This is a genomic window from Flavobacterium silvaticum (assembly GCF_012911565.1).
Taxonomy (GTDB): domain Bacteria; phylum Bacteroidota; class Bacteroidia; order Flavobacteriales; family Flavobacteriaceae; genus Flavobacterium; species Flavobacterium silvaticum.
Map to the genome: position 1 here is coordinate 396,097 of NZ_JAAMPU010000107.1, position 12,695 is coordinate 408,791.

The 12,695-nt window shown below is 43.5% G+C and carries 13 protein-coding genes; 7 read left to right on the forward strand and 6 right to left on the reverse strand.

Annotated features, from left to right (window positions below; translation table 11 throughout):
* Positions 1 to 148: 148 nt before the first annotated feature.
* Positions 149 to 463 (reverse strand): ferritin family protein, encoded by a 315-nt coding sequence (locus G6047_RS13575; protein WP_169528161.1) that lies wholly within the window; start codon positions 461 to 463, stop codon positions 149 to 151.
* 408 nt (positions 464 to 871) lie between these two features.
* On the opposite strand from G6047_RS13575, the gene aroB reads away from it, so the two are divergent.
* From aroB to G6047_RS13605, 6 genes are all read left to right on the forward strand, one after another.
* Positions 872 to 1,939 carry a 3-dehydroquinate synthase gene (gene aroB / locus G6047_RS13580; protein ID WP_169528162.1) on the forward strand — a complete coding sequence of 356 codons (1,068 nt, stop codon included), beginning with the start codon at positions 872 to 874 and terminating at the stop codon, positions 1,937 to 1,939.
* A gap of 273 nt (positions 1,940 to 2,212) precedes the next feature.
* Positions 2,213 to 3,616, forward strand: a complete 1,404-nt coding sequence (locus tag G6047_RS13585; protein WP_169528163.1) for an arginine decarboxylase — start codon at positions 2,213 to 2,215, stop codon at positions 3,614 to 3,616.
* Between the two features lie 28 nt (positions 3,617 to 3,644).
* A complete protein-coding gene (locus G6047_RS13590; RefSeq protein WP_169528164.1) occupies positions 3,645 to 4,616 on the forward strand; it encodes a deoxyhypusine synthase family protein in 972 nt (323 codons plus the stop codon).
* Between the two features lie 4 nt (positions 4,617 to 4,620).
* Positions 4,621 to 5,073, forward strand: coding sequence for a DNA primase (locus tag G6047_RS13595; protein WP_211165448.1), 453 nt, complete (start codon positions 4,621 to 4,623; stop codon positions 5,071 to 5,073).
* Positions 5,074 to 5,143: 70 nt separating this feature from the next.
* Positions 5,144 to 5,941 carry a class I SAM-dependent methyltransferase gene (locus G6047_RS13600; protein ID WP_169528165.1) on the forward strand — a complete coding sequence of 266 codons (798 nt, stop codon included), beginning with the start codon at positions 5,144 to 5,146 and terminating at the stop codon, positions 5,939 to 5,941.
* A gap of 10 nt (positions 5,942 to 5,951) precedes the next feature.
* The gene (locus G6047_RS13605; protein WP_169528166.1) at positions 5,952 to 6,434 is read left to right on the forward strand and encodes a DNA-deoxyinosine glycosylase; all 483 of its coding nucleotides are present in this window, start codon (positions 5,952 to 5,954) and stop codon (positions 6,432 to 6,434) included.
* 9 nt (positions 6,435 to 6,443) lie between these two features.
* Here the strand turns inward: G6047_RS13605 and G6047_RS13610 are convergent, their stop codons facing one another.
* From G6047_RS13610 to G6047_RS13630, 5 genes are all read right to left on the reverse strand, one after another.
* Positions 6,444 to 6,911: a hypothetical protein gene (locus tag G6047_RS13610; RefSeq protein WP_169528167.1), complete on the reverse strand. Its 468-nt coding sequence runs from the start codon at positions 6,909 to 6,911 to the stop codon at positions 6,444 to 6,446.
* A 22-nt stretch (positions 6,912 to 6,933) separates the two neighbouring features.
* Positions 6,934 to 7,449: a DinB family protein gene (locus G6047_RS13615; RefSeq protein ID WP_169528168.1), complete on the reverse strand. Its 516-nt coding sequence runs from the start codon at positions 7,447 to 7,449 to the stop codon at positions 6,934 to 6,936.
* A 1-nt stretch (position 7,450) separates the two neighbouring features.
* A complete protein-coding gene (locus G6047_RS13620; RefSeq protein WP_169528169.1) occupies positions 7,451 to 10,024 on the reverse strand; it encodes a phosphoenolpyruvate carboxylase in 2,574 nt (857 codons plus the stop codon).
* 74 nt (positions 10,025 to 10,098) lie between these two features.
* Entirely contained in the window at positions 10,099 to 10,578 is a 480-nt protein-coding gene (locus tag G6047_RS13625; RefSeq protein ID WP_091140893.1) for an Lrp/AsnC family transcriptional regulator, read from the reverse strand.
* Positions 10,579 to 10,622: 44 nt separating this feature from the next.
* A complete protein-coding gene (locus G6047_RS13630; RefSeq protein ID WP_169528170.1) occupies positions 10,623 to 11,768 on the reverse strand; it encodes a M14 family metallopeptidase in 1,146 nt (381 codons plus the stop codon).
* Positions 11,769 to 12,015: 247 nt separating this feature from the next.
* Here G6047_RS13630 and G6047_RS13635 point away from each other — a divergent pair, with 247 nt between their 5' ends.
* Positions 12,016 to 12,681 carry a spermidine synthase gene (locus G6047_RS13635; protein WP_169528171.1) on the forward strand — a complete coding sequence of 222 codons (666 nt, stop codon included), beginning with the start codon at positions 12,016 to 12,018 and terminating at the stop codon, positions 12,679 to 12,681.
* Positions 12,682 to 12,695 lie beyond the last annotated feature (14 nt).

Consider the following 12,695-nt stretch of genomic DNA (forward strand, 5'->3'; position numbering starts at 1 on the left):
ATGGGTTATGATTTTTCAAAAAATCTGCCCAAAAATAATTTTGCTGACAGGACCAACGGTTCAGCCCGTGATTCAATCCTTTCAAAGTGTTACGCGATTTAGTGTTACCTAAAATTGCGTAACACTAAATCGCGTAACAGAAATGCTTTTATTCCGCTGCGTGCTCTCCTTTTTCCCCAAGTTCGACGATATCGCCTTTCTTGAATAAAATTTTCTGCAATGTGAGCCGCCACTTTTCATTCTTGCGCAACAGAAATTCCAGGTCCATTCCAAAATGTTTGAATTCTTCCTGTTGGGCGTTGGTCATAATAGCTTTGGCATCTTTGTCTTTTTCGAGGGAGATGCGTTGCTCGTACCAGCCGATGGCTTCGGCTTCTTCACATAACGAAGTGATCATTCGCGCAAAAGTGCGGGTTTCCTGAGAGAGTTCCTCAGCAGGTTCATGGTATTGGTTCGTTGGCATATGTATATGTATTAAGTCTGTATTGAAGGTACGGCTTTTCTAATCCTCTTGGCTACTGAAGGCGAAACAAAATCGTGTAAATCCTTAACCAAGGAAAAAAATGAAATCATTTGTTTTAGCAAGCAGATCCAGACAAACATTTTGCGGCTTCCGTTTTCTTTTCACTGCTTTTTAAGTTTCTAAATCTGTCCGGCTTTTTTGCACTTTCCCGACTCCAAAACTTCCGAACTTCCGATCTCCCGACTTTCCCGACTTTCCCGACTCCAAAACTCCCGATCTTCCGATCTCACGAACTTTCCCGACTTTCCCGACTTTCCCGACTCCAAAACTCCCGATCTCCCGAACTTTCCCAACTTTCCAACTCCCGAACTTCAAACTTATTTCCGTTCTTTGCCCAAAATTCCCTCTATGCAATCCATCCAGGCCAACGGTTACTCCATATTTTTCAATGATTCAGGCTATGGGGAACTGAATTCATTATTGGACGATCGTTCCTTTTCAAAGATTTTCATCCTCACAGATACGAATACACACGAATTCTGCCTTGCCCATTTTTTAGCGAACGTTGCAACCGAAACGCCTATCGAAGTCATCGAAATCGAACCCGGTGAACAAATGAAGACCATCGAAAGTTGCGTTGAACTGTGGACGACGCTCACCGAACTCGGAGCTGACCGGAAAAGCCTGCTGATAAACCTTGGCGGCGGTGTCGTAACCGATATGGGCGGATTTGTGGCCGCTACCTATAAAAGAGGCATACCGTTCATCCACGTCCCGACGACACTTTTGGGAATGGTCGATGCATCGGTCGGAGGGAAAAACGGCGTCGATTTAGGTTCATTGAAAAATCAGGTCGGAGTCATCACGCCTCCTTTGATGCTTATTATCGATACAGATTTCCTTCATACATTACCACCTCGTCAGATGCGTTCCGGTCTGGCGGAAATGCTGAAGCACGGATTGATTGCCGATGCGACATATTGGAACGCTTTTTCAGATATGGATACGGTTGATTCGGTTGAATTGGACGCATTGATCCATCGGTCCATCGAAATAAAAAATACTATAGTGCTTCAGGATCCGACGGAAAACGGGATTCGCAAAGCGTTGAATTTTGGGCATACGCTGGGTCATGCCATAGAAAGCCTGTATTTGTCAGACGTAAATAAGCCCGAATTGCTGCACGGTGAAGCAATCGCTGCCGGAATGGTGCTTGAGGCGCATATCAGCCTGCAACTGGATTTGTTGTCCGAGCAGGCATATACACAAATCAAAAACCGGATTTTTTCCATGTACGATAAGCTGGTTTTAGCCGATGAAGAACTCGGCTCCATATTGGAACTGCTGCAGCACGACAAGAAAAACGAGTTCGGGAAGATTCTGTTTGTGCTGCTACACGGCATCGGAAATATACGGATAGACCAGACGGTTTCCAATGAGCTGATTTTCAAATCGTTCGAAGATTACCATTCTTAATATTTTTTTAATAAATTCGGTTGTTTATCCGATACGTTTTTTTTTACATTTGCCTGAATGAAAATTTCGCAGAATCCAGTCAAATTCGAGCCTCCATCCCTATCGTCGGGCGGCCTTTATATCCTTCGAGATTACGCTTGGAATGACAAGTCCGTTTCTGGAAACTGCATCCGCATTAACGAAAAACTCCCTATCATATTTGCCAACTTACGGGTTTGAAGACAGATACAATCTTCTGTTTTTGAACCTTTTTAATTTTATTTACGGCATTACATGAATACAAAATATTACGATCTGATCAATCAGACATTTTACTTTCCGCAGGAAGAATTTACGCTCAACAAAGACCACCTCATGTTCCATAACATCGACCTGATGAAACTCGTCGAACAATACGGAACGCCGCTTAAATTCACCTATCTGCCCGCCATTTCGAACAACATCAACAAAGCGAAAGGCTGGTTCCGGAAGGCGATGGAAAAAAACGATTACGACGGCAAATATTACTATTGCTATTGCACCAAAAGTTCACACTTTGAATTCGTGATGAACGAGGCTTTCAAGAACAATATCCATATCGAAACGTCATCGGCATTTGATATCAATATTGTCGAAAACCTGTTGGCTACGGGCAAGATCAACAAGAATACGTATGTGGTCTGCAACGGATTCAAACGCGAGAATTACATTGAAAACATTGCCCGTCTCATAAATAACGGGCACACCAAAACAATTCCGGTCATCGATAATTACGAGGAGCTGGATATGCTGATGGAGCAGATTCCAACCAAAAAAATCAAAGTCGGTATCCGTATCGCTGCGGAAGAAGAACCAAAGTTTGAATTTTACACCTCCCGACTTGGTATCGGATACAAAAACATCGTACCTTTTTACAAGCGGACGATTGCCGAAAACAAACAGGTCGAGCTTAAGATGCTCCACTTTTTCATCAACACCGGGATTCGTGATACGGCCTATTACTGGAACGAACTGCTCAAGTGCCTTAAAGTGTACATCAGCTTAAAACGCGAATGCCCGACGCTTGACAGCCTCAACATTGGCGGTGGTTTCCCAATAAAGAATTCACTCGCTTTTGAGTACGACTATAAATATATGGTCGAGGAAATTGTGAACCAGATCAAGAGTGCTTGTGACGATGCCGAAGTTCCGGTGCCTCACATCTTCACTGAATTCGGGTCGTTCACAGTCGGCGAAAGCGGCGGTGCCATTTATGAAGTCGTTTACCAGAAACAACAGAATGACCGTGAAAAGTGGAACATGATCGATTCGTCTTTCATTACCACGTTGCCAGACAGTTGGGCGATTTCAAAACGTTTCGTGATGATGGCCGTCAATCGTTGGAACGACACATACGAGCGGGTTTTACTCGGTGGAATGACTTGCGACAGTGACGATTACTACAACTCGGAACAACATATGAACGCCGTGTATCTGCCCAAATACAACAAGGAAAAGCCGTTGTACATAGGATTTTTCAACACGGGCGCTTACCAGGAAACCATTGGCGGATTCGGAGGATTGCATCACTGCCTGATTCCGCAGCCGAAACATATTTTGATAGACCGTGACGAAAACGGCATAATCGGGACCGAAGTTTTTTCTCCCCAGCAAACATCAGACGATGTCCTGAAAATTTTAGGATACGATAAAAAATAATTTATTTTTGAATCATAATACGAACACAATGACCAAAGGACCAATTAGCGAATTTATCCAGAAATATTACCTGCATTTCAATGCGGCGGCATTAGTCGATGCGGCAAAGGCATATGAGCAGCAACTGGCCGATGGCGCTAAAATGATGGTCACTCTGGCCGGAGCGATGAGTACGGCGGAACTCGGAAAGATATTCGCCGAGATGATCCGCCGCGACAAAGTCCAGATCATTTCCTGTACGGGTGCCAACCTTGAGGAAGATATCATGAACCTGGTCGCCCATTCACATTACGAACGCGTCCCGAATTACCGTGACCTTACGCCCCAACAGGAATGGGATTTACTCGAAAGAGGCCTGAACCGTGTGACCGACACCTGTATTCCGGAACACGAAGCCTTCCGTCGCCTGCAAAAACACATCTACAAAATATGGAAAGATGCAGACGACAAAGGCGAACGCTACTTCCCGCATGAATTCATGTATAAGATGTTGCTTTCCGGCGTTCTGGAAGAATATTATGAAATCGACCTAAAAGATAGCTGGATGTATGCGGCGGCTGAGGAAAATTTGCCTATAATTGTTCCGGGTTGGGAAGATTCGACTATGGGTAATATATTCGCATCCTACGTAATCAAAGGGGAACTCAAGGCTTCGACCATGAAGTCAGGCATCGAATACATGACGTTCTTAGCGGATTGGTATACTAAAAATTCGTCGAACGGCGTAGGTTTCTTCCAGATTGGCGGTGGAATTGCCGGAGATTTCCCAATTTGCGTCGTCCCGATGTTATACCAGGATATGGAAATGCACGATGTTCCGTTCTGGAGTTATTTCTGCCAGATTTCGGACTCGACAACAAGTTACGGTTCTTATTCGGGTGCCGTTCCCAACGAAAAAATCACGTGGGGCAAACTCGATATCAATACACCCAAGTTTATCATTGAATCAGACGCGACGATTGTTGCGCCATTAATTTTCGCTTACCTCTTAGACCTCTAAAACAATGAAAAGAATTATTGTCGACTACAACAAACTAACCAACGAAATCCTGACACTGCTCGTGGAAAAATTCCCGGACGGGTATGATGATTCGCACATCGTCCGTTTCCGCAATGCACAAAACGAACTTGTAGAGGCCGTCGAAGTACGTACCGATGATACCATTTACCTCGTAAAAGTCAGCACCAAATTGGCCAGCCGTCTCGAAAAAATCGAAGAAGACAGCGACATCGATGACGTAGTGGATCCAATCGACAGCATCAAAATGGATATCGAAGATGAAGATGCACCAAGTGATGACGATGACGATCTTGATGATGTTGAAGATGACGACGAAGACAAACCAAAGAAACGTTCAGCAGACGATGACGGGGACGACGACGACGACGATGACTTCGATGATGAAGATTCGGATACATCGGATGACGACGACGACGATGACGAAGACGACAGATAAATGTAAGGAACCGCAATGGTTCCTTTTTTTATACCGGGTGTTTTGAGTACATTCGGCCAAAATGTACTACATGAACCTCGATAACAATTACCTAGAATACAATAAAAAAGCCTGGAACGACAAGGTACAATACCATGTGGAATCTGAATTCTATTCCCATTCCGAATTCCTAAAAGGCCAGACTTCGCTCAAGAAAATCGAATTGGATCTGCTCGGGGATGTGAGCGGAAAAAAAATTCTGCACGTGCAATGCCATTTCGGGCAGGATACGATTTCCCTGGCAAGAATGGGCGCTGAAACGGTCGGTGTCGATTTTTCAGAGGATGCTATCCGCGTAGCCAAAGAAGCTGCAGCAATCACAAATGCCAATGCCCGGTTTATCTGTTGTGATGTATACAGCCTTCCGGAAAACCTGAATGAAACGTTTGACATCGTCTTCACCTCTTACGGAACCATTGGCTGGCTGCCGGATCTGGACAAATGGGCCAAAGTGGTTTCCCGTTTTTTAAAACCTGGCGGAACATTTGTATTCGCGGAATTCCATCCGGTTGTCTGGATGTTCGACGGTTCTTTTTCAAGAATCGAGTATGCGTATTTAAAAGACGATGCGATTGTCGAAGCGGAAGAAGGTACTTATGCCGATTCCGATGCACCACTCAAAAACACGACCGTCAATTGGAACCACGGTTTGTCTGAAGTAATAAGCCGTTTATTGCAAAATGGATTGACTCTGACCGATTTCAAGGAATACGATTATTCGCCTTACAATTGTTTTTCCGGTATGGACGAGTTTGAAAAAGGCAAATTCAGGATTGAAAAACTAGGCCGCAAGTTACCCATGGTTTATTCATTGATAATGAAGAAATAAGAGACTTTAGATGATTTCCTCTTTTCCTCCTTTCCTGCCCGATTCCCCAAAAATCCTTATCCTCGGAACCATGCCCGGAGCCATGTCGTTGCTTAAACAGGAATATTACGCCCATCCGCAAAACAGTTTCTGGAAAATCATGTTTACGCTGTTTTCAGGATTACCGGTTCCTTCAGATTTCGAGACTAAGAAAAAACTGATCCTCGATAACCACATTGCACTCTGGGATGTACTCGAAAGTTGCGAGCGAAAAGGCAGCCTGGATTCACAAATCAGGAATGCAGTAGAAAACAAGATTCCAGACCTGATCAAACATAACCCGTCAATACGGGCGATTTTTTTCAACGGACAGGAAAGCCACAAAATATTTGTCCGGAAATTTGGTAACGAAATTGACTTGCCCAGAATTGTTTTACCTTCAACGAGTCCGGCGCACACTATGAAATTTGACAAGAAATTAGAAGCCTGGTCTCAGATTGAAGAATTTTTGTAATCACCAAATCTACACTTGTCCTCTTCTGGGAAATTCCGGTTTTGGTGGATTTATAAATACATCTCGGTGAAATTCCATCAACATCCTGTCTGATGCCAATCTGACTCTAATCTGGGACTCGTTTGACGAAAAATTCACTGTATTAATTTTCAAAGAGAATGTTCCATTAAGCGCTTTTTCAGTCGAACTCAATTGTGCGCTCCAAACCTTTTCTCCTGCAATTTTTGATATTTTAAGACTGGCAACTATTTTTTTGCTTCCGTTTTGAAGGATAATAGAATCGCCTTCAATTGTTATCGTTTGCCTGACACCGTACATTTCTTCAATCGGTTCGCTATGGAACAATTCCTTGCCGTCGAAAGTTACAGTGTCTGCTTGCCAGTTTCCTTCAAGATTGGGTTTTGATGATTTATAAAATGAAAAGAAAACCACGAGAGCCAGCAAAAGACAAATAAGGACTACACGGATTTTCTTCATTTCAATTCAGATACACACCCGATTATAAATACCTCTCGCGATACACATTCAAATGATGGTTCATATGGCCGATTATCGCAAACCCAATCGCCCGAACCGATAGGATATTGCCATTCGCACTCCCTTTTCTGGTCAAAGCTTCTTTGGAAAAACTTTTGAACAGCGTGAGGTTTGATTGACGTACTTCGGATAATTCCGTCAGCAATGCATTCAAATGACGCGATTGTCCGTCGCTTTCATCGGCATAATCATTTTCTTCAAAACCTGGCAATTCTGTTTTATCATTACGGGCAAAAGCGAGGGCGCGATAGGCAAAAATGCGTTCGGAATCGATTAGGTGCTGGATGATTTCCTTAATGGTCCATTTTCCTTCGGCATATCTGTAATCAAATTTATCCATAGGGATTTCACGCACGAACCGGATGAACCGATGCAGCGAAATCTCCAGTTCCTCGAATAAATCCTCATCGGTCAGCGTGTTCATATAACCCGCCATATACGGGGCGAATTCATCTGGTGTAATTTCTGTAAATTTCATATCAGGCGGAATTTCTGCTTGCATTCGTATTTCCGAACAACGCTCTGGTCACGAGTTTTTCGTAGACAGAGACCAATTCTTCATCCGGATTTTCCTGCATATTGAGCTGTTGGATGCGAAGCAACGCATATTGCTGGATTACGAGAAGCGGCAATACGATTTGTTCGCGCATGGCAATCGAAGCTTTGCCTTCGGGGTAATTTTCCATCAGTTCTTTATGTCCGGCGATTTTCAAAAGCAGTCGTTTGCTTAGTTCATATTCGTTGAAAATATTCTGCCAGAACGAGCCGAATTCCGGATCATCCTTCATATAAGATGTTAACGGAAAGAATGATTTAGCCAAAGACATCATACTGTTTTCCAATAAAGTGCGAAAAAACAAAGAGTTGTCAAACAACGTTTGTACGTCATCCCATTTTCCTTCATCCTCAAATTTCTTCAATGCCGATCCAACGCCATAAAAACCAGGGACATTCTGTTTGAGCATACTCCACGAACCGACGAACGGAATCGCACGCAAATCTCCAAAGTTGAGTTTGTCCGATGTATTTCGTTTGACCGGACGGCTGCCGATATTGATCATAGAGTAATACCTGAGTGCGCTCATTTTCTCCAGATACGGAAGGAACTCCGGAAGCTGTTTAAACAACGTATATTTCTCATAACCGGCCTGAGCCAAGTCATCTAGTATCTTCTTATCGTCTGCCGATAAATTGTTGCGGCCTTTATCAAACAACCTGTTGCTGATTCCGGCACTCAACAGGTTTTCAAGATTGAAGCGGCACGAATCAGGCGTCCCAAAATTGGAACTGATGGTTTGCCCCTGAACCGTAATCTGGATTTCGTGGTTTTCGATATCGGAACCGAGAGACGCATAGAACTTGTGTGTCTTTCCGCCACCTCTTGCCGGCGGGCCGCCGCGTCCGTCAAAGAAAATCACTTCTATGCCGTAACTGCGCGACATTTCGGTTATCTGTTCTTTGGCTTTATAGATACTCCAGTTTGCCATTAAATAACCGCCGTCTTTGGTTCCGTCAGAGAAACCCAACATTACGGTTTGCCTGTTTCCGCGTGATTTCAAATGTGCGGCATAGGTTTCATTGGTGTATAATTTTTCCATGATTTCACCCGCGCGTGACAAATCTTCCACGGCTTCAAGCAGCGGAACAATGTCAACGGTGGGGTTTTCCCAGCCACTAAGCCGGAACATGGCAAGTGTTTCCACAACATCAAGGGCGCTGTCGTTATTGCTGATGATATATCGGTCGCAACCCATTTCCGTATTGCGTTTCTGGATTTCACGAATGGCGAGCATCGATTCCAATGTCGATTTCGCATCGGCATCTGACAGTTCATAGACATTGACAGACTTTGTTATGTTACCGGAAGCCGCCATTCTTTCGTCCTGAGGCAACTCGAGATAGCCTTTTGGGAAATGATCGGGAAATTCCAGAACCAATGCTTTCAATGCCTTATCGTGTATTTTACTGTTCTGTCGGATGTCAAGCGAGGCAAAGTGAAAACCGAAAACATGGAGTTTATTCAGCAACGAATCGACTTCTTCCAGATAAAGCGACTGATTCTGTTCGACGACAAGTTTACGTACAGCCAGCAAGCCATCGCGGAATTCATCTGAAGTGATAAACAATTCCCCGTCTGAATAATATACCGATTGATAAAGCTTGGATTCAATATCGGTCAGTAACGTATCGACACCCGAAAAAGTCAGTCTGCGCTTGAGTTTCCGGATATCGCGGTAATAACTTTTCAGGATTGATGACCGCAACCTGTCGGCCACTTGATAGGTGATTTCGGTAGTCACGAACGGATTTCCATCGCGGTCGCCTCCTGGCCAGAAACCCAATCTTAAAATCGGGCCGCCCATGGGTTTTCCCTGATAAATGCTTCGGGAGATAAAATCGACAAGTTCGCCGACGGTTTCATAGAACACGTTCTCCAAATACCAAATCAGGCTGACGGCTTCGTCATAAGGTGTCGGTTTTTCTTTTTTGATGAAAGGCGTCTTGCCGAGTTGGGATAACAATCGTTTGATTTCAAACAGGTTGTCGTCTGAAATCGCATCGGTCAAATCTGTGATGATTCCCAAAACCGAACCCGGATAGAATTGCGTCGGATGTGCCGTCAGGACCGGACGTACTTCAAAATCGTCGAGTAAATCCTGGAGTTTGGCCTGAAGGCCGGCAGCTTCGGCTGTATCTTTCGCATCGCGCATCGAGCCTTTGCCTTCAAGATTGTTGACTTTGGAGAAAGCTGCGTCCTCAACGGCATCAAAAAGAACGATCTGCCTTTCGACATATTGGACGAACCGGAACATCATGTCGATCTTTTCCTTTTCCGTCGGGTTATCCATATAGCGCTCGACAAAAAAGTTGAAGATTTCTTTTGGCGATTCCTGTTTGGAAAAACCTTTTTCGCAGACTTCCGTAAAAAGCGGAAGCAATGATCCCGTATTGTCTATGGCATCGAATGGCAGCGTGATGAAGACGCTGTTGTATACATTGTATTTTGACCTGACATTCCTGTCGAATTGTTCTAATCTTGAAAGCGAATACATAGCTGTAATTTGGGACTTAATTTAATGAAAAAACCCCGGATGTTACCGTCCGGGGTTTTATATCATGTAGCATTTTACATATTCTTAAAGATGGTGTGCATCAATCTTTTCTTGTCGTTGATGCTTTCTTCAAGTGAAATCATTGTCTCTGTGCGGTATACACCTTCAATGTCGTCGATCATGAAAATGACGTCTTTGGCGTGCTTGGTATCTTTGGCGCGTATTTTACAAAAGATATTGAACTTTCCTGTAGTAACGTGGGCCACCGTAACGAACGGTATTTCATTGATTCGCTCCAAAACGAATTTAGTCTGTGATGTATTGTTCAGGAAAACACCTACATAAGCAATGAAAGAATACCCAAGTTTTTCATAATCAAGAGTCAGTGACGATCCCATGATGATGCCTGCATCTTCCATTTTCTTGACACGGACGTGAACGGTCCCTGCCGATATCAAAAGTTTTTTGGCTATGTCTGTAAAAGGAACCCGAGTATTGTCAATCAACATATCGAGGATCTGGTGATCGACCTCGTCTAAACGGAATTTGCTCATAACGTATATTTAATTTATTGGATTCTGTTTGACAAGAAGAATGACTAAATTCTCTTTCCATTTTCAAACCTTTGGTTGCCCAGCATAAAATTGGCTTTTTCGCCAACTGCCGGATACAATCCTGATTCACTTTGGAATAACGCACCTTCTGCCTCATAGGATTCGTGTGAAAAATACACGTCGCAATTTGCCGAATCCGCAAAATAGGCGTTAAAAAAGAGTTTATTTTCAATCAACTCCTCCTTGTATTGAGCAACAAAATTCGTAATTAATTCCTTACCATCATAATTTATTTTGACATTTTTGAATCCAAAATCAAAAAAAACCATCATATTTTGAGGAATAATTAAATATTCTTCAATAACGTTATCAACTACAACGATTTCGTTAAGTTGAAAAATTCCCGCAAGTATCGACTGAAATGTAAGTTTTCTGCAAAATTCGCGATTATAATCGTCGGGATAATGACCCGATTCTATCAAAACGGTCGGACAACCTTTCATCTGAAAATTATCTCCAACGCAATTCGGATTGAACGAATCATCGAACCTTCCTACTTTTCCGGGAATGATTTCTTGAAGCGATTGGTTCATCGCAATGATCACCTCAATAGCTTTCTTTCTGGTGTCGTTTATTTCGCGTTCCGCATTATAAGCAGGCGCTAAAAAAGACAAAGTAGCTGGTTCGCCCGTCTCTCCTACTCCAAAAATACTGCGCTGGTCGTGGAGATTGAAACTGAAATCCGGCCTGAAACTTTCAAACAGATTCGCAAGGGCACGACTTTCCGGTTGGGAGAAATTGATAAAGTCCCTGTTGAGATCAATGGAATTCGCATTCTCACGTGTATATCGCAGAGCACCGTCGGGATTAAGCATCGGCACAAAACAAAACGTGAAAGCATCCAGAAGTGATTGCGCAGACGCATCTGAATCAAAAAAATCAAACAAATCGAACAAGGCTTTCGTAGCCGTGGATTCGTTTCCGTGCATCTGCGACCACATCAGGATTTTGAATGGCCCGTGACCGATAGTATACGAATATAAAGCTCGTCCCTCTACCGAATTACCAATCGTTCCAACCTTGCCTTTTCTTGAATCAAGCAGCAACAAAGGCTCGATATCTTCAAGGGTTATATATCGGCCAAACAGTGAATCAGCCTTATAAATGTCGGTAATCGCTGCAAAATCCATGTGTCGTGTTTACTGCAAAAGTACGAAGCCGCCCTAAAATAGAAAACCCCGGCTAAAATCACGAATCGCCAGGGTTTTCAGAACCAATAAAACAAACACAAAATATAATTTGATAAGAGCGTCTTTTGCATTCATTTACGTAAAAAGACGAAGCCGGGTTTTTCGATTTCATCTTTTTTTAATTTTTTCCGATTGACCAACATGACTATCGATTAAGGCTATTTCATACATTTGATAAAAATATCCTATGATCCGGCGGTTGCTCTCTTTTTTCCTTCCCATTACCATTGTCCGCCGCAAATCTGATTACAGCAAAGACCTCGAAGTTTCGTGGGCGAACGGTGAATTGGTGCTCGATTCAAGGAATACGAATTATTCCTACGGAAGCCTGCAACGGGTTTTGAGACGCGGGTTAAAGGAAATCGGGTTTGAAAAAGTAGCCCGGATGCACAAAATACTCGTGCTTGGCGTGGCCGGCGGAAGCGTCATCAAAACATTGGTCCATGAAATAAAGACGACCGCCTTGATTACCGGAGTCGAAATTGATGCGGCTGTAATCGAACTCGCGAATTCCTATTTCGGCCTTGATAAAATCCCAAACGTGAAGATTGTGATCGACGACGCTTTTGAGTTCGTCCTCAAGACAAAGGAATTGTATGATTTGGTCATCATTGATGTGTTCCAGGATACGACCATGCCGAATTTTCTTTTCGAGAAGTTTTTCGCCATGCGGATTGCAGCTATTTTAACTCCCGACGGCTACATCCTGTTCAATACCATGACACTCAACGGAGAACACGACAGCCGCAATGAAGCGTATGTCCAGCATTTTTCAGACGGGCCGTTCCGCGTCAAACTGATTCCAAGGATAGAACATCACAACGAACTGATCGTAGTCCACAAAACCGGTTAATATTTATTGGAACA